The sequence below is a fragment of the Rhizobium sp. PAMB 3174 genome (assembly GCF_052908375.1).
In genome coordinates this window covers 2,209,917-2,230,198 of sequence record NZ_CM128608.1, presented here as the reverse complement: position 1 = coordinate 2,230,198, position 20,282 = coordinate 2,209,917, and the positions used below count along the sequence as shown (strand labels likewise).

Annotated in this window: 22 protein-coding genes; 9 read left to right on the top strand and 13 right to left on the bottom strand. The window is 62.3% G+C overall.

What is annotated here, in order from left to right:
• Positions 1-3: 3 nt before the first annotated feature.
• Entirely contained in the window at positions 4-453 is a 450-nt protein-coding gene (locus ACU5AY_RS10645) for a DNA polymerase III subunit chi (protein ID WP_446826185.1), read from the top strand.
• Positions 454-469: 16 nt separating this feature from the next.
• On the opposite strand, the gene ACU5AY_RS10640 is transcribed toward ACU5AY_RS10645, so the two are convergent.
• The 3 genes from ACU5AY_RS10640 to ACU5AY_RS10630 all read right to left on the bottom strand — a co-directional run bounded on the left by ACU5AY_RS10640 (position 470) and on the right by ACU5AY_RS10630 (position 3,663).
• Positions 470-1,060 carry a TadE/TadG family type IV pilus assembly protein gene (locus tag ACU5AY_RS10640; RefSeq protein ID WP_446826184.1) on the bottom strand — a complete coding sequence of 197 codons (591 nt, stop codon included), beginning with the start codon at positions 1,058-1,060 and terminating at the stop codon, positions 470-472.
• Positions 1,060-1,575 (bottom strand): TadE/TadG family type IV pilus assembly protein, encoded by a 516-nt coding sequence (locus ACU5AY_RS10635; RefSeq protein WP_446826183.1) that lies wholly within the window; start codon positions 1,573-1,575, stop codon positions 1,060-1,062. The genes ACU5AY_RS10640 and ACU5AY_RS10635 overlap by 1 nt, the downstream gene beginning before the upstream one ends.
• Before the next feature lie 198 nt (positions 1,576-1,773).
• Entirely contained in the window at positions 1,774-3,663 is a 1,890-nt protein-coding gene (locus tag ACU5AY_RS10630; protein WP_446826182.1) for an ABC-F family ATP-binding cassette domain-containing protein, read from the bottom strand.
• A 414-nt stretch (positions 3,664-4,077) separates the two neighbouring features.
• Here ACU5AY_RS10630 and ACU5AY_RS10625 point away from each other — a divergent pair, with 414 nt between their 5' ends.
• From ACU5AY_RS10625 to ACU5AY_RS10605, 5 genes are all read left to right on the top strand, one after another.
• Positions 4,078-6,012 carry a methyl-accepting chemotaxis protein gene (locus ACU5AY_RS10625; RefSeq protein ID WP_446826181.1) on the top strand — a complete coding sequence of 645 codons (1,935 nt, stop codon included), beginning with the start codon at positions 4,078-4,080 and terminating at the stop codon, positions 6,010-6,012.
• 163 nt (positions 6,013-6,175) lie between these two features.
• On the top strand, positions 6,176-6,799 hold the full coding sequence (locus ACU5AY_RS10620) for a GntR family transcriptional regulator (protein ID WP_446826180.1): 624 nt from the start codon (positions 6,176-6,178) through the stop codon (positions 6,797-6,799).
• Positions 6,800-6,932: 133 nt separating this feature from the next.
• Positions 6,933-7,508: a biotin transporter BioY gene (locus ACU5AY_RS10615; RefSeq protein WP_446826179.1), complete on the top strand. Its 576-nt coding sequence runs from the start codon at positions 6,933-6,935 to the stop codon at positions 7,506-7,508.
• Positions 7,505-8,527, top strand: a complete 1,023-nt coding sequence (bioB, locus tag ACU5AY_RS10610) for a biotin synthase BioB (RefSeq protein ID WP_446826178.1) — start codon at positions 7,505-7,507, stop codon at positions 8,525-8,527. Before ACU5AY_RS10615 ends, bioB begins: the two co-directional genes overlap by 4 nt.
• 81 nt (positions 8,528-8,608) lie before the next feature.
• Entirely contained in the window at positions 8,609-9,400 is a 792-nt protein-coding gene (locus ACU5AY_RS10605; protein WP_446826177.1) for a CPBP family intramembrane glutamic endopeptidase, read from the top strand.
• Between the two features lie 21 nt (positions 9,401-9,421).
• Here ACU5AY_RS10605 and ACU5AY_RS10600 read toward each other — a convergent pair whose 3' ends face one another.
• Positions 9,422-10,465, bottom strand: coding sequence for a GGDEF domain-containing protein (locus ACU5AY_RS10600; protein ID WP_446826176.1), 1,044 nt, complete (start codon positions 10,463-10,465; stop codon positions 9,422-9,424).
• Between the two features lie 119 nt (positions 10,466-10,584).
• A complete protein-coding gene (locus ACU5AY_RS10595) occupies positions 10,585-11,097 on the bottom strand; it encodes a DinB family protein (RefSeq protein ID WP_446826175.1) in 513 nt (170 codons plus the stop codon).
• A gap of 144 nt (positions 11,098-11,241) precedes the next feature.
• Here ACU5AY_RS10595 and ACU5AY_RS10590 point away from each other — a divergent pair, with 144 nt between their 5' ends.
• Positions 11,242-11,931 carry a glutathione S-transferase family protein gene (locus tag ACU5AY_RS10590; RefSeq protein ID WP_446826174.1) on the top strand — a complete coding sequence of 230 codons (690 nt, stop codon included), beginning with the start codon at positions 11,242-11,244 and terminating at the stop codon, positions 11,929-11,931.
• A gap of 118 nt (positions 11,932-12,049) precedes the next feature.
• The gene (gene ndk, locus ACU5AY_RS10585) at positions 12,050-12,472 is read left to right on the top strand and encodes a nucleoside-diphosphate kinase (protein ID WP_446824685.1); all 423 of its coding nucleotides are present in this window, start codon (positions 12,050-12,052) and stop codon (positions 12,470-12,472) included.
• Positions 12,473-12,543: 71 nt separating this feature from the next.
• On the opposite strand, the gene ACU5AY_RS10580 is transcribed toward ndk, so the two are convergent.
• The 5 genes from ACU5AY_RS10580 to ACU5AY_RS10560 all read right to left on the bottom strand — a co-directional run bounded on the left by ACU5AY_RS10580 (position 12,544) and on the right by ACU5AY_RS10560 (position 16,842).
• Positions 12,544-13,014 (bottom strand): molybdenum cofactor biosynthesis protein MoaE, encoded by a 471-nt coding sequence (locus ACU5AY_RS10580; protein ID WP_446826173.1) that lies wholly within the window; start codon positions 13,012-13,014, stop codon positions 12,544-12,546.
• Between the two features lie 145 nt (positions 13,015-13,159).
• Positions 13,160-13,414 (bottom strand): molybdopterin converting factor subunit 1, encoded by a 255-nt coding sequence (gene moaD, locus ACU5AY_RS10575; RefSeq protein WP_446824683.1) that lies wholly within the window; start codon positions 13,412-13,414, stop codon positions 13,160-13,162.
• Entirely contained in the window at positions 13,411-14,007 is a 597-nt protein-coding gene (gene pgsA, locus ACU5AY_RS10570) for a CDP-diacylglycerol--glycerol-3-phosphate 3-phosphatidyltransferase (protein ID WP_446826172.1), read from the bottom strand. The genes moaD and pgsA overlap by 4 nt, the downstream gene beginning before the upstream one ends.
• A 103-nt stretch (positions 14,008-14,110) precedes the next feature.
• Positions 14,111-16,141: an excinuclease ABC subunit UvrC gene (gene uvrC, locus ACU5AY_RS10565; RefSeq protein ID WP_446826171.1), complete on the bottom strand. Its 2,031-nt coding sequence runs from the start codon at positions 16,139-16,141 to the stop codon at positions 14,111-14,113.
• Positions 16,138-16,842, bottom strand: coding sequence for an SDR family oxidoreductase (locus tag ACU5AY_RS10560; RefSeq protein ID WP_446826170.1), 705 nt, complete (start codon positions 16,840-16,842; stop codon positions 16,138-16,140). Before ACU5AY_RS10560 ends, uvrC begins: the two co-directional genes overlap by 4 nt.
• A 422-nt stretch (positions 16,843-17,264) precedes the next feature.
• On the opposite strand from ACU5AY_RS10560, the gene ACU5AY_RS10555 reads away from it, so the two are divergent.
• On the top strand, positions 17,265-17,909 hold the full coding sequence (locus ACU5AY_RS10555) for an outer membrane protein (RefSeq protein ID WP_446824679.1): 645 nt from the start codon (positions 17,265-17,267) through the stop codon (positions 17,907-17,909).
• A gap of 69 nt (positions 17,910-17,978) precedes the next feature.
• On the opposite strand, the gene ACU5AY_RS10550 is transcribed toward ACU5AY_RS10555, so the two are convergent.
• Genes ACU5AY_RS10550 through ACU5AY_RS10540 form a run of 3 tightly spaced genes read right to left on the bottom strand, consistent with a single transcriptional unit; the run spans position 17,979 to position 20,201 of the window.
• Positions 17,979-18,575, bottom strand: coding sequence for a glutathione S-transferase (locus ACU5AY_RS10550; protein WP_446824678.1), 597 nt, complete (start codon positions 18,573-18,575; stop codon positions 17,979-17,981).
• A 24-nt stretch (positions 18,576-18,599) separates the two neighbouring features.
• A complete protein-coding gene (locus ACU5AY_RS10545) occupies positions 18,600-19,337 on the bottom strand; it encodes a ribonuclease T2 family protein (RefSeq protein ID WP_446826169.1) in 738 nt (245 codons plus the stop codon).
• 3 nt (positions 19,338-19,340) lie between these two features.
• Positions 19,341-20,201 carry a 23S rRNA (adenine(2030)-N(6))-methyltransferase RlmJ gene (locus ACU5AY_RS10540; protein ID WP_446826168.1) on the bottom strand — a complete coding sequence of 287 codons (861 nt, stop codon included), beginning with the start codon at positions 20,199-20,201 and terminating at the stop codon, positions 19,341-19,343.
• Positions 20,202-20,282 lie beyond the last annotated feature (81 nt).

The following is a 20,282-nucleotide window of genomic DNA, read 5'->3' as shown; positions in this document are numbered from 1 at the left end:
TCCGTGACGGAAGTCCTTTTTTACCACATGACGGAGTCGAAACTGGAGGACGCCCTGCCGCCCCTGCTCGAAAAGAGTATTGAGCGGGGGTGGCGGGTCTCCGTCCAGTTTTCCAATGCCGAGCGTCGCGACGGCATGGATGCGCATCTCTGGACCTTTCGGGCCGACAGTTTTCTGCCGCATGCGACGGATGAGGCGGAAACCCCCGCGGCAGAGCCGATCCTGCTCAGTGTTGCTGATGCGAACCCGAACGCCTCAAGCGTCCGCTTCTATGTCGACGGCGCTGCGCCGCAGGACGTCGGCGGGTACCAGCGCGTTGTGCTGATGTTCGACGGATACGAGGAGTCCGAGGTGGGCGCGGCGCGCGCCCAGTGGAAGCGGCTGAAGGAGGAGGGGCACGCGCTGACCTATTGGCAGCAGAGTTCCGACCGTCGCTGGCAGCGGAAGGCCTAAGCCGTCGGGCCTTGCCTCAGTTTAGTGTCAGCGTGTCGCCGATACGCGGACGGGTGAAGTGGAACTTGTCGTAATTGTAGCTCGTGACGCCGGTCGCCGCGGACAACAGCGAGGTGAATGGCGTGACCAGCGAATACTTGGTCTCGACCACGATCATCTGCACGCCGGAAGTCTTGACATCATTGGGGATGTCGAGCGGCGATGCAGCTCCCTTGGTCAAGGCAGTCACCTGGTAGCCGACGGACCAGTTGACCGTGGTGCTGAGGTCCGTGGCCACGTCGATGACGGCCAGCTGGATGGTCAGGCCGTTCGTCGAGAATGGCTGCAGTATGGTTGCGGAGCCGGCAAGGATGACGTCGACGTCGGCGGTCTTCCATGAGGAGGAGCGGGAGATCATGTCCGCCACGGTCGAGGAAATCTGATTGACCTTGCGGTTGACGATCAGTGCCTGACCAAGATCGACCGTGCCGGCAAGCAGAATGACAAGAATGGGCATGATCAGCGCAAATTCGATGGCGGACACGCCGCGCCTGTCGGCGCGCAGCCTTTGAACCACACGGCCAAGCCGTTTGAACGCGCCTTCGCGGATGGCTGCTGCTGTCGTCATCAGAAGGGCTCGTTCTTGAACAGGGTCGCGGCGGCCAGCACATAGCGGCCGTCGGCAAGCGTCGCGTCATTGGTGCCGTACATGGTCAGGATTCGGCTCCAGGGCAGGAAGGCCTGGACGAGCACGTAATCCCCGGACTCGCCGATGTCGAACCCTTCCGTCACCGCGATCGTGCCAGCCGACACCGCCGTGGCGTAGTTGACGGAAGACATGTCCGTCAATACGTCCGCGCGGATCAGCAGATCGGTGCTGCAATTGAAGGCGTAGGCCATGTTGTTGCAAACCTTGGCCTTGAAACTGTTGATATCCGTGGCCGCGGTCTGTGCCGAACCGGTGCGAATTTCGCGCACGGAGGTCTGCAAGGCAGCGGAGAGGGTCGAGTCGGTGAAGAACATCAGCGCGACTTCCATCACGCCGAAGATCATGATGAAGAAGGGCATGGCCAGCAATGCGAACTCGATTGCTGTCGCGCCCTGCTTGTCCTTGACCAGAAATCGCCGAAAGAGCCGCTTCATCTGTTAGCCTCGGCGGCTTTCCATCCAATGAAACATGGCTCTGAAAATGGCCTCACGCTTCGTGGTGTCCGGAAAGTCGCAATAAATTGGAACCCGCCGCACCATATCGCGCAAGCATTTCCCATCCCTTAAGGCGATCGCAAAAATTATAGCAATTCCGGGAAACCCAAGCACGGCAGTGGCTTGGCTGTGCCGAAATCAACCTGCCATTGCGGTTTCGTATTCATCGGAGAGCAGCAGCCATTGCTCCTCGGCTTCAGATAGCCTGCGCGCGGCGTCCGCGCGTTCCTTGGCTTTGGCGGCAGCCTTCGCCGGCGACTTCTCGTAAAGTGTCGGGTCGCCGAGCTCCACGTCCAGCGCCTGAATCTGTTTCTCAAGCTTGCCGGTCAAGGATTCGATTTCGTTGATCTTCTTCTTGAGCGGAGAAAGCGCCGCGCGCCTGTCGGCGGCGCGCTTGCGGGCCTCGGCCTTGGAAACGCCGTCGTCGGCCTCGGAACTCGCGGTCTTGTCTTCGCGGCTCTTGCCCGACTGCACCACGAGGGCCTTGTAGTCCTCCAGGTCTCCGTCATAGGCGGACACGGTCCCGTCCTTGACGAGCCACAGCCGGTCGACAGTCGCCTCGATCAGATGGCGGTCATGCGAGATCAGGATGACGGCGCCGGGATAGTCGTTCAGCGCTTCGACGAGCGCGCGGCGGCTGTCGATGTCGAGATGGTTCGTCGGTTCGTCTAGGATCAGCAGGTTCGGCGCTTCGAAGGCGGCAAGGCCCATCAGCAGTCGCGCCTTCTCGCCGCCGGAAAGGTCCTTCGACGGCGTGTCCATCTTTTCCGTCGCCAGGCCCATCTGCGCGACGCGGGCGCGCACCTTGGCCTCCGGAGCATCCGGCATTTTTGCCCGCACATGGTCCGCCGCCGACTGGCCGGGGATCAGGTCGTCGATCTGGTGCTGGGCAAAGAAGCCGGTCTTGAGGTTGGTGGCGATCTTCAGATTGCCGCTTTCGGCGGAGAGCCGGCCGGAGATGAACTTCGCGAAAGTCGACTTGCCGTTGCCGTTCGAGCCGAGCAGGGCGATCCGGTCGTCGGCGTCGATGCGCAGGTTGAGGCGCTTCAGGATCGGCTTGCCGGGCTGATAACCGACCGCGCCGCCTTCCACCGCGATGATCGGCGAGGCGAGCTCCTTTTCCGGCACGGGGAAGGTGAAGCCCTGCACGTGGTCATCGACCACGGCGGCGATCGTTCCCATCCGCTCAAGCGCCTTCAATCGCGACTGCGCCTGGCGTGCCTTGGACGCCTTGTAGCGGAAACGTTCGACGAAGGCCTCCATATGCTTGCGCTTGGCATCGCTCTTCGCCTTGGCCTTCATCTGCAGTTCATCGGCTTCCGCCTTCTGCCGCTCGAACTGATCGTAGCCGCCGCGATAGAAGGTGAGTTTCTTCTGGTCGAGATGGATGATCGCGTTGACGGCGGTGTTGAGCAGGTCGCGGTCGTGCGAGATGATGATGACGGAGTAGGGGTAGCGGCGGATGTAATCCTCCAGCCACATCGTGCCTTCGAGGTCGAGATAGTTGGTCGGCTCGTCGAGCAGCAGGAGGTCGGGCTCGGAGAACAGCACGGCCGCGAGTGCGACGCGCATGCGCCAGCCACCGGAAAAGGAGGAGGCCGGTCGCTGTTGCGCCTCGTGATCGAAGCCGAGGCCGGCCAGAATGCTCGCCGCCCGTGCTTCTGCGGAATGAGCGCCGATATCGGCGAGGCGCGTCTGGATGTCGGCGATGCGCAGCGGATCGGTCGCCGTCTCGGCTTCGCGCATCAGGCTCGCGCGCTCCTTGTCGGCGGCCAGCACGATCTCGATCAGCGGGTCCTCTGTGCCGGGCGCTTCCTGCGCCACCTGACCGATGCGGGCGTTGCGCGGCAGCGTCACATTGCCTGTCTCGGCGGCGAGGTCGCCGGTCAGCACCTTGAAAAGGGTCGACTTGCCGGTGCCATTGCGTCCGACCAGACCCGCCTTGATCCCGTCGGCAAGCGATACGGAGGCGTTTTCAATAAGCAGGCGTCCGGCAATGCGGACCGTGAGGTCGGAAATCGTGATCATGCCGGCGTTTTGGCGGAGGACTTCGCACAAAGCAAGGGGCAAGCGCCTGTTCGCTGACACAGCCGGCGTCTCGTCGGTGTCCGTGCGGGGTGCGCATTCATCTTGAATTGTCCGAATTTGTATTCTTCGGAAAAGTATAAATTTGATATAATGTTTAACTACGCCTAATTCTGGTTGTATTATGCTTTTACGCAATAGAAAAAATTTCAATTTCGAGACGTTTGAACTTTGTCGCGTCGTGTTCGTTGATAATTCTTTAACGGTAGATGGTTAATTCTGGCTGCGACCCGTGCGTGACTTCCTGTCCGCGATCTGAACGGCGCGTGACGTCTCTGACGCCATGCGGGCCCTCCACCTTCGGATCTGTCGCCAGCGAAGCGGATCGCCATTTTCGAATGTTGGAGGACTGACTTCATGAAGAGACTGAGTATCAAGGCGTCGCTGACCGCTGTATTCGCGTCGATCGCCATCATTTCCGCGGCCCTTGGCTATATTGCCATCAACGGGCTCGCCACCACGAACAACGCTACGACGGAAATTTCGACGAACTGGCTGCCGAGTGTCGAGTTGGTGAACACGATCAATACTGCGACGTCGGACTTCCGCATCGGCGAAGGCGCGCACATCATGTCCACCAACGAGGCGGAGATGGCCGCGGCCGAAGCCGACATCAAGGCTGTCGGCGACAGCATCGTCACGCTGCGCAAGAAATATGAAGCGCTGATTTCCTCCGATCACGAACGTCAGGTCTACGAACAGTTTTCGAAGGAATGGGCTGACTATCTCGTACTGCACGAAAAGCTGCTGACCCTGTCGCGCGCCAACCAGAATGAAGAAGCGGCAAAGCTGTTCAAGGGGCAGATGGACACCGACTACGACGCTGCCTCAAATCTGCTGGTCGAGCTCATCAAGATCAATCATGACGGTTCGGAACAGGCATATGCATCGAGCGGGGAGGCGTATTCCTCGACGCGGGTGATCATGTTCAGCGCCCTCGGTTTCGTGGGACTGGTCGTTTTCGGTTCGATGATCTTCGCCATGACCGGCATCGCCCGTCCGATCAACCGCATTACCGATGCGATGAAGGCACTTGCCGGAGGTGATACCGCGTCCGAAGTGCCGTTTGCAGGCCGCGCCGATGAAATCGGATCCATGGCCGGAGCCGTTGAAGTCTTCCGCCAGGCGGCCATTGCCAACAAGCGTCTCGAAGCTGAAGCCGAGGAAAACCGCCGCAAGGCGGAGGCCGACCGCATCGCGTCTCAGGAAAAGGCCGAAGCCGACGCCGCGGAACGGCTGCGGGTCGCCACCTCCGGTCTTGCCGCCGGCCTCAAGCGTCTTGCCGCCGGCGACCTGGCCTTCCAGCTGACGGAAGCCTTCGCGCCGGACTTCGAGGCTCTGCGCCATGACTTCAACCAGTCGGTTAGCCAACTCGGCGCCGCCATGTCGTCGATTGCCGGAACCGCATCCTCGATCGACAATGGCACCCGCGAGATCGCCGCCGGCGCAAACGACCTGTCCAAGCGCACGGAGCAGCAGGCTGCCTCGCTGGAGGAAACGGCTGCCGCCCTCGACGAGATCACCGCGAATGTGACGAGCTCCACAAAGCGGACGGAAGAGGCCCGTTCGGTCGCAACGCGGGCCAACCAGTCCGCCGTGAAATCGGCGGAAGTCGTCTCGACGGCCGAAGAGGCGATGAAGAAGATCGAAGCGAGCTCGCAGCAGATCTCCAACATCATCGGCGTGATCGACGAGATCGCCTTCCAGACGAACCTGCTTGCGCTGAACGCAGGTGTCGAGGCGGCGCGTGCCGGCGATGCCGGCAAGGGGTTCGCCGTCGTTGCCCAGGAAGTGCGCGAGCTTGCACAGCGCTCCGCCCAGGCCGCGAAAGAAATCAAGGCGCTGATCCAGACCTCGTCCACCGAAGTCGAAGGCGGCGTCAAGCTCGTCCGCGATGCCGGCGAGGCGCTGAAGACGATCGGCGGCTTCATCGTCGAGATCAACGGCCACATGGAAGCGATCGCCACCTCCGCCCGGGAGCAGTCCGTGGGGCTGGCCGAAGTCAACACGGCGGTCAACTCGATGGACCAGACGACGCAGCAGAACGCGGCGATGGTGGAGCAGTCCAACGCCGCCTCGAACTCGCTCGCTCAGGAAGCCATGCGGCTTCGCGACCTCGTCGGTCAGTTCCAGATCGACGGCATTGCCGCGGCGCAGTCGTCCGCGCTGCGCCAGGTCGCACACGTCATGGCGCAGGCGCCGGCAAGGCCGGCGTACTCGGCGCCGGCGAGAAGGGCCACCGCATCCGGCGGCGCGGCTGTCGCGGTCAAGGATGACTGGCAGGAATTCTGATCGGGTCGACTGCCTTTTGATCGTTGAAACCCCGTGGTGTGGCCGCCGCGGGGTTTCTTTTCTCAGTACGCCTGCTCCCGATAGTCCGGCAGACGTGTGGACGAAGCGCGGCGGCGCACTTCTCCATCTCGACAGGCGAGCCGGTTCAAATTATCTATAAAATATGTCTGCAGCCAAGGACGATACCATTGCCGTTCGCATTTCGAAGGTACTGGCGGACCGGATTGTCTCCGGTGCGTTGGCGCCCGGCGTGCGGCTGGCGCAGGATCATGTCGCCGCAGAGTTCGGTGCCAGCCATGTCCCGGTGCGCGAGGCCTTCCGGCGGCTGGAGGCGCAGGGGCTGGTGACCAGCCTGCCGCGCCGCGGCGTGCGGGTGGCCGGCTTCAGTCTGGAGGAGGTCCGCGAGGTCGCCGAAATGCGCTCCGCCCTGGAGAGCCTGGCGCTGCGCCATGCCGCGCCGCATCTGACGAGGGCGCTGCTCGACCGCGCGGAAGAGATCAACCGGACGATGGAAAAATCGGGCGATGTGCAGGCCTGGGAGGAGGCGAATCGCGCCTTTCACCAGACATTGCTGAAGCCCTGCGGCATGCCGAGGCTGATCAAGGCGATCGACGATCTGCAGGCCGCAAGCGCGCGTTTTCTCTTCTCCGGCTGGCGTGCCGAATGGGAAACGCCGACCGACCGCGACCACCAGGCGATTCTCCATGCCCTGCGCAAGGGCGAGGTTGACCTCGCCGTGTCCGTGCTGGCCCGGCACGTCCAGTGGGTCGGCAAGAGCCGCGCATAATCTCAATGAATTGAACAGCTTGGAGCGCGCCCGACGGTGATGTCGGGCGCGCCTCTTGTCATTTTTGTATTTCTGTGGATTCGATTAGCGATAGAAAATAAAAATTATCTATAATTTTAAAAAGGAGAGACACATGAAGGACACGATCACCCAACCGGCCGAGAGCCGTAGCGGCAAGGCCCTGAAAACCATGGGCGTAGCCATTGCCGGCGCGGCGGTCATGACGCTGGCGGCAAAGATCCAGGTACCGTTCTGGCCGGTGCCGATGACCCTGCATGTCATGGCGGTGATGGCATTCGCGGTCGTTCTTGGCCCGCGGCTCGCCGTTTCCATCTTCATCGCCTACCTGGCCGCCGGCGCCGTCGGCATGCCGGTGTTCTCCGGCACGCCGGAACGGGGGATCGGTCTTGCCTACATGGTCGGCCCGACCGGCGGATATCTGATCGGCTTCCTCGTCGCCTCCTGGATGGTCGGCGTGCTGTCGGCGGGCAGGGGCATGATCGGCCGCTTTGCCGCCATGGCGGCCGGCCTGGTGGTCGTCTATCTGTTCGGCCTTGCCTGGCTTTCCGCTTATGTGCCGCCGGGCAAGCTCCTCGCCCTGGGTGTCGCGCCCTTCATTCTCGGCGACCTCGTCAAGATTGCCGTCGTTGCCGTCGGCGCGTCCTCGGTCCGCGGCCTGGTCGAACGGGCAACGGGCTTTGTCCGATGACCGCAAGGGACGGAGACGTCCGGCACGACTGGAGCGTCGGGGAGATCGAGGCGCTTCACGGCCTGCCGCTTCTGGAACTGGTGGGGCGCGCCAATGCGGTCCATCGGCAGTATCACGATCCCAACCGGGTGCAGAAGGCGAGCCTGCTGTCGGTCAAGACCGGCGGCTGTCCGGAAGATTGCGCCTATTGCCCGCAATCGGCCCGTCATAGCGAGGTGGACCTGACCCGAGACCGGCTGATGGACCCGCAGGCCGTCATTGTGATGGCGGCGCGGGCCAAGGCGGCCGGCGCCGAACGCTTCTGCATGGGCGCGGCCTGGCGGCAGGTCAAGGACGGTCGCGAGTTCGACGCGGTCCTCGACATGGTCAGGGGCGTGCGCAGGCTGGGCATGGAGGCCTGCGTGACGCTTGGCATGCTGAAGCCGCATCAGGCCGAGCGTCTCGCCGAGGCCGGGCTGACCGCATACAACCACAATCTCGACACCAGCCCGGAGTTCTACGGCCGGATCATCTCGACGCGGACCTATCAGGACCGGCTGGAGACGCTTGCCACCGTCCGTGCCTACGGTATCGACCTTTGCTGCGGCGGCATTATCGGCATGGGGGAGACGGTGCGTGACCGGGCGTCGATGCTGCAGGTGCTTGCCGCCATGGACCCGCACCCCGAAAGCGTGCCGATCAATGCGCTTGTCCCGGTGGCCGGCACGCCGCTTGAAAACCGGGCGAGGATCGATCCGCTTGAGCTTGTCCGCATGGTCGCGACCGCCCGGCTGGTGATGCCGCAGGCAATGGTCAGGCTGTCGGCCGGGCGCTCGTCCCTCAACCGCGAGGCGCAGATCCTCTGCATGGTGGCCGGCGCCAACTCGGTCTTCTACGGCGAGACGCTGCTGACCACGCCGAATGCCGATCTTGGCGACGACGTGGAACTTTTTGCCGCCATTGCGCATTCCTCAAGTCCGATTGCTTCGCATCGGGAAACGGACGACAGTGACCTCCGGGTCGTACCGATTCCCGGCTGATCCCCTGCCCGCGTGCAACCGGAATGAAACGAAGGCCGGCCGGACAATGTCCGGCCGGGCCTGTCTTGGCGGAGACCCCATATGCAAAAAGCCGGACGGAAGCGCGGCGAGGGCACGTTCGGTGTGGCGATCGCGGCGTTCGTGCTGTGGATTGCCGTCACCTCGCTGACCGGCGTGGCGCCCGAGGGCGCTACCGACATTTCCGAACTCGTTTCCGCAGGCCTGGCGCGGCAGTTTTTCTTTGCTTCTGCCTTCATTTTGTTGATCTGCTGGATTTTTCGCTGGCGCGATCTCGGTTTCAACCGACCGCGGCCGGGCCTTTTCGGCATCATCTGGCTGCCGGCGCTCTACATCGCCGTCATGTTCGCCTCGGCCGTTTCGCTCGGCCTGCCGCCACCGCACATCGTCGCGCTGGTCTTCATAAACACGATGCTGGTCGGCATTTCCGAGGAGACCATGTTTCGCGGCGTCCTGTTCAGCGGCGCACGGCGGGTGTTGAGCATCTGGCCGGCGATCATGGTCGTCACACTGGTCTTTGGCGTCGTGCATGTGCTGAATGCCCTGTTCACGGGCAATCTGCTCGCCGCAGCGCTCCAGGCGCTGGCGGCCACCATGAGCGGGCTCTTGTTCATGGCGGTGCGTATCCGTTCCGGCTCGCTCTATCCCGCGATCGCACTGCACGCACTCTGGGATTTCTCGTTGCTGACGATCGTCCGCTCGGCATCCGCGCAGGCTGAAGGCCAGTCGTTGAACGAGGTCGCAGCGACCATTCCCTGGTATCAGCAGCTTGTGCCGGTCCTGGTCGTCCTGCCGCTGCTCATGCACGCGGTGTTTCTGCTGCGCAAGGTCGGGCGCGACAGCGAAATCGAATAGGGCTTGCCGCCGCCTGCGAGCTCAGGCGACGCTGTTGCGCATATTGGCGCGGGCGATATCCGGTCCGAAGGCGACGACCGGCGTGCGCTCGTTGGCACGTGCTGCGGCAAGGGCGGCCTCCGCCTGGGCACGCAGATGCGCGGGCGAGGGCGCGTTCACCGTCATCGCCAGCCCGAAGGACAGCGTCAGCGGCGGGCCGACCATCTCGGTCGCGAAGATCAGGTTGTCCTCGACCTGGGCACGCAGGCGCGCAGCGATGCCAACGGCATCCTCTTTCGTGACGCCATGGATGAGGAAGGCGAATTCGTCGCCGCCGGACCGCGCCGCGAAGTCGTCCTTCTTGACCGCCTTGCGGAAGATCGTGCCGAGCTGCTTGAGAACCCGGTTGCCGGCGCTGGCGCCATAGGTGCGGTTGAAAAGCGCGAAACCATCAATGTCGGCGATGATCAGCGCCATCTCCTGCGGCACGGTCGCGCCGTCATAGGCATCGGCGAGCTTGCGTTGCAGGGCGGCCCGGTTCGGCAGGCTGGTCAGCCGGTCGCGGAGAGTCGCTTCCGCCGCGCGTTCCCGGAACCGGTCGCCGGCGTCCAGCTGTTCGAGGCCTTTGTCCAGCTTTTCGACGAGCTGCTGCTCGAAGCGGGTGACGTCGGACAATGCTTCGCCGAGAAAGCCGGCCTGGGCGATGATGGCCTGCGCCTCATCCGCCGTCGCGCCATCGAGTGCACCGGTGACGGTCTCGAGCGATCGCAGGAAATTGGCCTTCCCCGTGCTGGCGAGGCCGATATGTTCGGAAAGCGAGCGGATGACCCGCGACTGGTTGCCGCCGGCCTGTTCGGCGCGGTAGCCCCAGAAACCGGGCAGGCGGTGCTTGAGCCCGACCTCGTCGATCAGGACCTGGCCGGGACCGACGCCGAGCGCGGTGATGTCCTTGCGCAACTCGTCCTGTGCTCCGTAAAGCGCCTCGTACAACAGCTCGTAATTGCGCGGCAGGCCGCGGATTTTCAGCCGCTGCATCAGGACATTGATGTTGTCCGATTCCGTCTTCTTTCGGTCGACCGACCACATGACGCGCCTCCGCCACTTCGAGCTTTTGCGCCATTAGGTGCGGAGGCGTTTTAATTTCGCGTGAAATTCAAGGCGTTGTCCGCCGAAAAGCTGATGCGACGGTTAACGGTCCGTTCGCATCACCTGTAAGCGGCGCCATCCTCGGAGCGCTGGAAATAGATGAGGTCAAGCGCGAGCGACGGCTTGCCGAGCGCCGTGAGCGTCATGTGCGCCTGGCCGCGATGATGCGTGTGATGGTTGAAGAAATGAAACAGGGTGGATGTGAGGCGCTGGGTGATCGTCACCGGATTGGTGATCGGCGTGTAGGTGATATCGGCGGCGAGCTGTTCCTCCGTCAGGCTGCCTACCCAGTCGAAGATACGCTCGTCTTCCTGCCTTCGGGCGTTCCTCAGATCGGCGAATTCCTCGTGGACAATGCCGTCGAGCCCTGTCGGGGCATTGCCGGTCCCCGTGAAGCGCCGCATCCAGATCTGATCGGCAAGCAGGACATGGTTGAGCGTGCCGCTGAGCGAACCGAAAAAGGCGCCCTTGTCGGTGTTGAACTCTTCCGGCGTCAGGTCGGACACGGCCTGATAGAGCCGGTCATTGGCCCAGCGGTTGTACGCGGCAAACATCATGAAATGGTCGCGCATGAAATCCTCCGTTCGTTGGTGGCAGATAGTGCGGCGGGCGGGCAGGTTTGAAAACAGTCGGATCCATGAAAATTACTGATTGGATTATCATGCCGGGATGACCTGCTATGATTGCCCTGCCGAAACCATTGGAGCCCCTGTTTGATGACCAGATTGCTTTACTCGCTGTGCGGTGCCGACGAGACGCGTCCCTTTTCTCCGCATGTCTGGAAGACCAAGATGTCGCTCGCCCACAAGGGGCTCGCCTACCGGGAAGTTCCGACCCCGTTTACCGGCATTCCGCATATCGAGGGCGGCGCGACCAAGACGGTTCCGCTTCTGGTCGACAACGGCACGGTGGTGATCGACAGTTTCCAGATCGCCCTCTATCTCGATGAGACCTATCCGGAGACGCCGTCGCTGTTTCGCGGCGAGGGCGCCAAGGCGCTATCGCGCTTCGTCGAGGGTTATTCGCAGTTCGTCGTCCACCCGGCGATCACGAAGATCGCCATTCTCGATATCCACGGCATGCTGGCGCCCAAGGATCAGGCCTATTTCCGCGAAAACCGCGAGCAGCGTTTCTCCCGCACGCTCGAAGACGTGGCAGCCGGCCGTGAGCAGGAAATCGCCAGCTTTTCCGCCAAGCTCGAGCCGATGCGGCACATGCTGAAGTTCCAGCCCTTCCTCGGCGGCGACAGCCCGCTGTTTGCCGATTACATCCTGTTCGGCGCTCTGCAATGGCTGAGGATCGTGTCCGATGCCAAGGTCTTGCCGGCGGGCGATCCGGTCACCGACTGGTTCGAGGGCTGCCTCGATCTTTATGACGGGCTCGGCCGCTCGGTCGATGCCGCCTGATCGCATCGCCGGCCTTGCCCAGGCCGGCGATTCTCGCTTCGTCCCTCTTGTTTTGCAGGCGGAAGGCGGCTATTGAGCCGCCCAAACCTCCTCAATCAATTCAAGGGATGAAACCGAAATGGCGATTGAACGCACCTTCTCCATGATCAAGCCGGACGCCACCAAGCGCAACCTGACCGGCGCCATCACCAAGATGCTCGAAGATGCCGGCCTGCGCGTCGTCGCTTCCAAGCGCGTGTGGATGAGCCGCCGCGAAGCCGAAGGCTTCTACGCTGTTCACAAGGAACGTCCGTTCTTCGGCGAACTGGTCGACTTCATGTCTTCCGGCCCGACCGTCGTCCAGGTTCTCGAAGGTGAAAACGCCATCGCCAAGAATCGCGAAGTCATGGGCGCCACCAACCCGGCAAACGCTGCCGAAGGCACCATCCGCAAGGTTCATGCGCTCTCGATCGGCGAAAACTCCGTTCACGGCTCTGACGCTCCGGAAACCGCTGCAGAAGAAATCGCCTACTGGTTCTCCGGCACCGAAATCGTCGGCTGAATCATTGTCTGAACCGGTTCGCGGACCGGTTTGAAAAGACTCGTGAAAACGGCGCCATCCGGCGCCGTTTTTTATTGTGTCTGCCACTTTTCCTGGGCCCGGTCGTCGGCATCTTTTGCCGACACCCAGTCGCCGAGCTTTCCGTCCGCCTGATATTCCTTCTTCCAGAAGGGGGCGGAGGTCTTGAGGAAATCCATCACGAAGTTCGCACCGTCGAAGGCCGCTTGCCGGTGGGGTGCGGCGGCGATGACGAGGACGATGTTCTCGCCGGGCGAAATCTTGCCGAAACGGTGGATGGCGGTCAGCCCCTGCAACTGAAACCGCTCGATCGCCAGCCTGGCGATGCGGGTAATCTCCGCTTCCGCCATGCCGGGATAATGTTCCAGTTCGAGTGCGCAAAGCGTGCCGCCCTCGTCGCGGCAAAGCCCGGTGAAGGTGACGACGGCGCCGATGTCGGCGCGCCCCTCGGTCAGCTTCATGCATTCGCCGGCAAGGTCGAAATCCTCGCGCTGGACGCGGATGGTAGGGACGACGGTGGTCATGGGCGTACTGTCTTCAGCTTCTGTCTTTGAACTTTTCCACGTGCTGCGCCGAGAGCCTGACGCATCCCGGCCCTTCGCATGGCTTCGGGTGTTCGACGCTGCAATCGGTTCACTGGATCGATTGCTCCGCTTCGCGGACCGCGTCTCACCCACCGGTCATTGGCGGGAAGATGCCGATCTCGCGGGCACCGGCGATACGTTCGCCGTGTTCCACATGCTCCTGGTTGATCGCAACCCGGATCGCCTTCGGGAACTGCAGCGCCGCGTCGTATTCCTCGCCTCGCGCTTTCAGGAACTCAAGCAGATCGGCCACGGTCTCCACATCGGCGGGCAGGTTCACCTCTTCCTCGGTCTTGCCGATCTTTTCCCGCACCCAGGCGAAGTAGACGAGTTTTGTCACGCTTCTTCTCCGACGACATGCTTGAGACCCGCCCTGAAATAATCATAGCCGGTATAGACCGTCAGCAGGGCGGCGAGCCACAGCAGGGCGATGCCGAGATCGGTGGTGTAGGCGAAATACTTGTCGCCGGCCGGACCTGCCAGCAGGAAGCCGAGTGCCACCATCTGCACGGTCGTCTTCCACTTGGCGATCCGCGTCACCGGCACGCTGACCTTCAGCTCGGCGAGATATTCGCGCAGGCCGGATACGAGGATTTCGCGGCAGAGAATGATGATCGCGGCCCACAGCGACCAGCCGGCAATCGTCTTTTCCGTGTCGGCGGCCAAGAGCAGCAGGCAGGTGGCGACCAGAAGCTTGTCGGCGATGGGATCGAGCATCCGGCCGATATTGGACGTCTGGTTCCAGATGCGCGCCAGATAGCCGTCGAAGAAATCGGTGATGGAGGCAGCGACGAACAGGCCGAGCGCCGCCCAGCGCGCCACATCCGTCATATGCAGCGTGCCTTCCGCGAAGAAGCACAGCACGATCAGCGGCACGGCCAGAATGCGGCCGTAGGTCAGGAGATTGGGGATGTTGAGTGCGGGGGAGGCCATGGTGTCCTGTATTCTCTTTTTCAGAAGACGCTAACGCTAGATGAGAACTTTGAAGTTAACGCGTCAACTCTTCTTTGCGGCGTTTTTACGATGAAGCCCGACGTCACCCGGACCGCTCGTCGTGAAAGTGATTGTATATCTGCTTTGCGACAGTTTCCGAAATGCCGGAGACGGTCATCAGATCGGCGAGCCCGGCGCGCGACACGGCCTTGGCCGTGCCGAAGTGCTGCAGGAGCGCGCGCTTGCGGCCGGGGCCGATGCCGGAAATCTCGTCGAGCGGGTTCTTCACCATCTCCTTTTTCCGGCGGGCCCGGTGCGAGCCGATCGCGAAACGGTGCGCTTCGTCGCGCATCCGCTGGATGAAATAGAGGACGGGATCGCGGGGCGGGAGGGTGAAGTCGTCCCGTTTGCCGGCAAAGAACCGTTCACGGCCGGCCTCGCGGTCGGCGCCCTTGGCGACGCCGATGGCGGTCACGCAGTCGCTGATGCCGAGTTCGTCGAGAATGGCTCTGACGGCGCTCATCTGCCCCTTGCCGCCGTCGATCAGGATAACGTCCGGCCAGGCCGGGAAATTGGCGTCCTCGTCGGCGGCCACCGCTTCCGGCGAGCGGTCCGGCTTGCCTTCCTCCTTCAAGAGGCGCGAGAAACGGCGGGTCATGACTTCCTTCATCATCCCGAAGTCGTCGCCCGGCGTGATGTCCGTCGATTTGATGTTGAACTTCCGGTACTGATTCTTGACGAACCCTTCCGGCCCGGCGACCACCATGCCGCCGACGGCGTTCGTGCCCATGATGTGCGAGTTGTCGTAGATCTCGATGCGTCGCGGCACATAGGCAAGCTCGAAGGTCTCGGCAAAGCCCTGCAGAAGGCGCGATTGCGAGGCGGTTTCGGCGAGCTTGCGGCCATGCGCCTCGCGCGCATTCGCCAGAACCTGGTCGGTGACCTCCTTCTTCTCGCCGCGCTGCGGCACCGAGACCGTCACCTTGTAGCCGGCCTTTTCGCCGAGCGCCTGCGACAGCAGATCCATTTCCTCGATCTTTTCCGACAGCAGGATCTGCCGGGGGCAGGGCTTGTCGTCATAGAACTGCGCCAGGAAGGCGTTCAGCACCTCGGCACCCGTGAGCGCCGGGTCGGCCTTCGGGAAATAGGCGCGGTTGCCCCAGTTCTGGCCGGTGCGGAAGAAGAACACCTGGATGCAGGACAGGCCGCCCTCGTGGTGGATCGCGAAGATGTCCGCCTCCTCGATGCCGGCCGGATTGACACCCTGGTGGCTCTGGACGTGCGAGAGCGCGGCCAGCCGGTCGCGGTAGACGGCAGCGCGCTCGAAATCGAGCTCTTCGGCGGCGTCGTTCATGGCCTCGGCGATGGCGGCCTTGACGTTCTGGCTCTTGCCGGAAAGGAAGTCCTTCGCCTCGGACACCAGCTCTGCATAGTCCGCATCGCTCACTTCATGCGTGCACGGACCGGAGCAGCGCTTGATCTGGTGCAGCAGACAGGGGCGGGTGCGGCTCTCGAAGACGCTGTCGGTGCAGGTGCGGATCAGGAAGGCGCGCTGCAGCGAGTTGATCGTCCGACCGACGGCCGAGGCGGAGGCGAACGGCCCGAAATAGTCACCCTTTCGGGCCCGCGCACCGCGATGCTTGAAGATGGCAGGCGCGCGATGATCGCCGGTGATCAGGATATAGGGAAACGACTTGTCGTCGCGCAGCAGCACGTTGAAGCGCGGACGCAGCCGCTTGATGAGGTTCGCTTCGAGAAGCAGCGCCTCGGTCTCCGTCCGCGTCGTGACGAATTCCATATGTGCGGTTTCGCGAATCATCCGGGTGATGCGGTTCGAATGGCCGCGGCCCTGGGCATAGTTGGCGACGCGCTTCTTCAACGAGCGGGCCTTACCGACGTAAAGCACGTCGCCGGCCTCGTTGAACATGCGGTAGACGCCCGGCGCATTCGGCAGGTGTTTGACGAAGGCGCCGATGAGTTCCGCACCCTTCAGCCCGTGCGCGCGGCCGTCACCTTCATTCCAGTCGATACCGGTCGCGCCGATCGTCGTCACGGCATCCGGGATGATGTCGTCGTCGTCTTCGTCGTCCGTTTCTCCGTAAAGGATGCCGCCGTCATCCGGCTTGCCGCTCATTCCCTGATCTCCATGATGTCCGGCGTCTGCCAGGCGAGATGCTGCCCGCCGTCGAGAGCGATCATCTGCCCGGTAATCGACGGCGTGTCGATCAGGAACTTGATCGTCCGGCCGAATTCGTCAAGCGCCGGCCCTCGCTGCAAGAGCACGGCAGCCACCTGCTTGTCGAAATCCTCCTGCTCCTGCCGTGTGTTCGGAAGCGTCGGCCCGGGGCCGATGGCATTGACGCGGACGCGCGGCGCAAGGGCCTGGGCCATCGTCTTTGTGGCCGTGTAGAGCGCCGACTTCGATAGCGTGTAGGAATAGAATCGCGGATTGAGCGCCAGCACGCGCTGGTCGACCATGTTGACGACGAGGCCTTCCGCCTTCTCCGGCAATTGCCGGGCAAGCGCTGCGGCCAGCTGCGAGGGTGCGCGCACATGCAGCGCGAAATGCAGGTCCCATGCCTTGGCGTTCATGTCCTTGACGCTGTCATGAATGAAGACGGAGGCATTGTTGACGAGTACGCCGACCGGGCCGAGCTGGGCCTTGACAGCGTCAACGAGCGTCTCCGTTTCCTCGGCGCTTGAAAGGTCGGCCTTGACGGCAATGGCCGTATGTCCCTGATCCCGCAAGGCGGTGGCGGCCTCTTTGGCTTCGTCAAGGGAAGTATTGGCATGAATTGCGACGGCAAAGCCATCTTTCGCCAAGTCTTGAGCCATGGCCAGACCAAGCCTTTTTGCAGCCCCGGTGACCAGGGCGACACGTGGAATATTTGCCGTCAAAAGTCGTTCCTCGCATGAAATCAGAGTCTCGATGCCATGATATAGGCGTTCGCGCCGGATGATAAAGAGTGTGGCAAGTGTCGTTCGGATTTAATTTCGATTTTTACTTTCAGTATATTTATGTATTAAATAAATATTAAACAGAGGTATCTGTGATTAATCTATGTTAAGATATGTAAAATTTCCGTTGCCTAAAAGCAACACCGTAAATACACCATCTTTGTGCCGCAAATATTTCACATTTCGGCTCTGGCAATTCCTCATTCGCGATCCAAATTCTCACTTGTCCTGGCGGGGGAAACTGAATTTCGCCGGGTTGCCCATGAGGCAGTCGGCATCAATCCGAAAGGAAATAGAATATGCGTACTGTGTTGATTACTCTTCTCACCTCCACCGCGCTCATCGCGGGGATCGCTCAGGCCCAGGCAGCGGATGCGATCGAAGCACCGCCGGCTCCGCCGCCGGTTGCAAACGACGTCGTTCCGGTGACGCCCACCTGGCAGGGTTTCTACCTCGGTGGTGAAGGCGACTATAACTGGGCTCGCTTCGGTGATAGCAGCAGCCTGAATGGCGATGGTTTCGGTGGTGGCTTCTACGGCGGCTACAACTGGCAGGCCGGCAAGATGGTCTACGGTCTTGAAGGCGATATCGGATACTCCGGCGTCGAAGGCGATGTCGCTTCCGGCTTCAAGGGCAAGACCGGCTGGAACGGCGCCATCAAGGGCCGCGTCGGTTACGACCTGAACCCCTTCCTGATCTACGGTACGGGTGGTCTCGCGATGGCCGACACCAAGATTTCGGGTAACGGCGATTCCGACAGCAAGGTCCAGTACGGCGCGACCGTTGGCGTCGGTGCGGAAGCCTTCGTGACCAACAACATCACGGCCCGCGTCGAATACGACTACACCAACTACTTCGACCGTGACTACGATGTCGGCGGCAGCTCGTTCTCCCGCGGCTTCGACGAGCACTCCGTCAAGGTTGGTATTGGCGTCAAGTTCTGATTTCTCTTCGAGAAATACAAGACGGAAAAGCCGGGGTTCTGCCCCGGCTTTTTTGTGTCGTCCTGCGGATCAGCCCTGCGATTTCAGGGCAGGGAATTCCGGGAAGCGCTTCTCGAACTTGACCGGCCACGCAGCGAGGTTTTCGCGACCTTCTTCCCAGCGGCCTTCGAAGCGGAGCTGCAGGTAGCCGACCAATGCGGCCAGCGCGAAATGGCCGCCATGCAGTGTCTTCGGCGTCTTCGGCAGGTTCTTGTCGAGATAGTCGAGCCCGCGCTCGACCTTCGACCACTGCCATTCCAGCCACGGCTCGTGCACCTTCTCCTCCGGCCGGAACCGTCGTTCGTAGATGCTGGTAACGAGGCAATCGGTGATCCCGTCGCACAGCGCTTCCAGCACCAGCGCCTCGGCGCGCTTCTTCTTCTTGTGCGGGTAGAGCTTGCGACCATATTCCTGATCTAGGAACTGCATGATCGCCCGGCTGTCGTAGACCGCGTCGCCGTCGGCGGTGACGATCGTCGGGATCTTGCCGAGCGGGTTCTGCTCGACGAGTTCGACAGGAGCGGCCGTCGTGTTCACCTTCACGGCGTCGAAATCGATGCCGAGATAGCGGATCGCCATGTGCACCTTGGCGGAGTAGGGCGATGTGGAGGAATAGAGAAGCTTCATGGGGTCTCCCTTGAGGTATCCGGTTCAGCGCACCGGCGGAACGTTGATCTGGCCGGCGCGGCAGGACTGCCGGTCGACCTCCGGGCAAGTCCGGAATTTAAGGTCTTTGGTAAGGCAAATCCGGATTTCGTCAAGCTGCCCGCGCTCGCAGGTGACGGCGACGCCTTGCGGCTTGAGACCGGGATTGGCGGCGATCATCTGCCGCTCGATCTCGTTGACGGCGAGCGTCTGGCGCTGGCGCGGTCGGTCCAGCAGCTTCGGCACCGTGATCCTCTGGCGTGCGGTCTTCAGGACCTCGAAATAATCGTCCCGCGAAAGCCCGGAACAGGTGCCGTGCTTCTCCCATTCATGACGCATCAGCCCCGCCGACGGCATGATCGGACCGAGTTCGCGGACGAGGGCATCGGGAATGCGCCCGGCCTCAGCCGACGAGCACGAGTCGGGATAGCCCCGCTCATATTGCGGCCAAAGACCATGCACGATGAAGCCGTAGGACTTTCCCGCACCACATTGCTGGCCGGCATTTCCGGCGGATGGCCCGGAGCAGAAGGTCGGCGACCAGGAGAGTGAGAGGACGTAGAAATCGAAGCCCGAGCCGATCGGAACGGCGGGCGCCGGCGTATCGGTCTTGGCGACCTCGGTTGGAGATGTCTGAGCAGTCTTGACGGCGGTCTCGCGGTCATCGCCGCCACGCATCAGGCCGGCCGCTCCACCGGCTGCGATGAACAGCGCAAGCAGGAGGAAGCCGGCATAGCGTCGCATCGCTCAGCCTTCCTCGCCTTCGCCGCGGATCCAGTGAGCCTTGCCGGAGGCGAAGCGGTCCTGCGCCAGCGTTTCCTTGAGGAAGGGCAGCAGCGTGTGCAACTCGTCCTTCAGCGTGAACGGCGGATTGACGATGATGAGGCCGGAGCCGGTGAGCCCGGTCGAGTCGCGGTCGCTTTTGACCGTCAGTTCGGCACAGAGCATCTTCTGGATGCCGGTGTCGCGCAGCGCCTGGTGAAATTCCTTGATCGGCGCGCCCTGCTTGATCGGATACCAGAGGCAGTAGGTGCCGCCGGGAAAGCGCTTGTAGGCTCTGGAAAGTCCGTCGACGAGGCGGTCGTATTCGCCTTCTTCCTCGAAGGGCGGGTCGACCAGGACGACGCCGCGTTTTTCCTTCGGCGGCAGGTGCGCGCCGAGCGCCAGCCAGCCGTCGAGCTCGGTCACGCGGACCTGGTAATCGCCCTCGAAGACATATTTCAGGACCGCGGCGTCCGTCGGATGCAGCTCCATCGCCGACAGGCGGTCCTGCGGGCGGAACAGCATCCGGGCCAGTTTTGGCGAACCGGGATAATGGGTTACGCCGCCTTCCGGATTCAGGCTCTGAACGGCGGAGAGATAGGGTTCGAGGATATCCGCAACCTTCGGCGGCAGGGACGCGCCGATCAGCCGGCCGATGCCGTCGCGCCATTCACCGGTCTTCTGCGCCTCCTCGGAGGTGAGATCGTAAAGCCCGATGCCGGCATGGGTGTCGATCAGCCGGAAGGCCTTGTCCTTCGCCTGCATGTAACGGACGATGCGGGCGAGGATGGCGTGCTTCAGGACATCGGCGAAATTGCCGGCATGGTAGATGTGGCGGTAGTTCATTCGCTGACGTGATCGCTCCGATGATTTCTTGGAATGCGGACATTTCCGACTTTGGGGCGTCCGGTCTCTCCTCTATAAGAG

Excerpts from the sequence above, each read along its gene's own strand:
- ACU5AY_RS10640 (WP_446826184.1), bottom strand. The coding sequence starts at position 1,060 with ATGACGACAGCAGCAGCCATCCGCGAAGGCGCGTTCAAACGGCTTGGC.
- ACU5AY_RS10635 (WP_446826183.1), bottom strand. The coding sequence starts at position 1,575 with ATGAAGCGGCTCTTTCGGCGATTTCTGGTCAAGGACAAGCAGGGCGCG.
- ACU5AY_RS10630 (WP_446826182.1), bottom strand. The coding sequence starts at position 3,663 with ATGATCACGATTTCCGACCTCACGGTCCGCATTGCCGGACGCCTGCTT.
- ACU5AY_RS10625 (WP_446826181.1), top strand. The coding sequence starts at position 4,078 with ATGAAGAGACTGAGTATCAAGGCGTCGCTGACCGCTGTATTCGCGTCG.
- ACU5AY_RS10620 (WP_446826180.1), top strand. The coding sequence starts at position 6,176 with ATGTCTGCAGCCAAGGACGATACCATTGCCGTTCGCATTTCGAAGGTA.
- ACU5AY_RS10615 (WP_446826179.1), top strand. The coding sequence starts at position 6,933 with ATGAAGGACACGATCACCCAACCGGCCGAGAGCCGTAGCGGCAAGGCC.
- bioB (WP_446826178.1), top strand. The coding sequence starts at position 7,505 with ATGACCGCAAGGGACGGAGACGTCCGGCACGACTGGAGCGTCGGGGAG.
- ACU5AY_RS10605 (WP_446826177.1), top strand. The coding sequence starts at position 8,609 with ATGCAAAAAGCCGGACGGAAGCGCGGCGAGGGCACGTTCGGTGTGGCG.
- ACU5AY_RS10600 (WP_446826176.1), bottom strand. The coding sequence starts at position 10,465 with ATGTGGTCGGTCGACCGAAAGAAGACGGAATCGGACAACATCAATGTC.
- ACU5AY_RS10595 (WP_446826175.1), bottom strand. The coding sequence starts at position 11,097 with ATGCGCGACCATTTCATGATGTTTGCCGCGTACAACCGCTGGGCCAAT.
- ACU5AY_RS10590 (WP_446826174.1), top strand. The coding sequence starts at position 11,242 with ATGACCAGATTGCTTTACTCGCTGTGCGGTGCCGACGAGACGCGTCCC.
- ndk (WP_446824685.1), top strand. The coding sequence starts at position 12,050 with ATGGCGATTGAACGCACCTTCTCCATGATCAAGCCGGACGCCACCAAG.
- ACU5AY_RS10580 (WP_446826173.1), bottom strand. The coding sequence starts at position 13,014 with ATGACCACCGTCGTCCCTACCATCCGCGTCCAGCGCGAGGATTTCGAC.
- pgsA (WP_446826172.1), bottom strand. The coding sequence starts at position 14,007 with ATGGCCTCCCCCGCACTCAACATCCCCAATCTCCTGACCTACGGCCGC.
- uvrC (WP_446826171.1), bottom strand. The coding sequence starts at position 16,141 with ATGAGCGGCAAGCCGGATGACGGCGGCATCCTTTACGGAGAAACGGAC.
- ACU5AY_RS10560 (WP_446826170.1), bottom strand. The coding sequence starts at position 16,842 with ATGGCTCAAGACTTGGCGAAAGATGGCTTTGCCGTCGCAATTCATGCC.
- ACU5AY_RS10555 (WP_446824679.1), top strand. The coding sequence starts at position 17,265 with ATGCGTACTGTGTTGATTACTCTTCTCACCTCCACCGCGCTCATCGCG.
- ACU5AY_RS10550 (WP_446824678.1), bottom strand. The coding sequence starts at position 18,575 with ATGAAGCTTCTCTATTCCTCCACATCGCCCTACTCCGCCAAGGTGCAC.
- ACU5AY_RS10545 (WP_446826169.1), bottom strand. The coding sequence starts at position 19,337 with ATGCGACGCTATGCCGGCTTCCTCCTGCTTGCGCTGTTCATCGCAGCC.
- ACU5AY_RS10540 (WP_446826168.1), bottom strand. The coding sequence starts at position 20,201 with ATGAACTACCGCCACATCTACCATGCCGGCAATTTCGCCGATGTCCTG.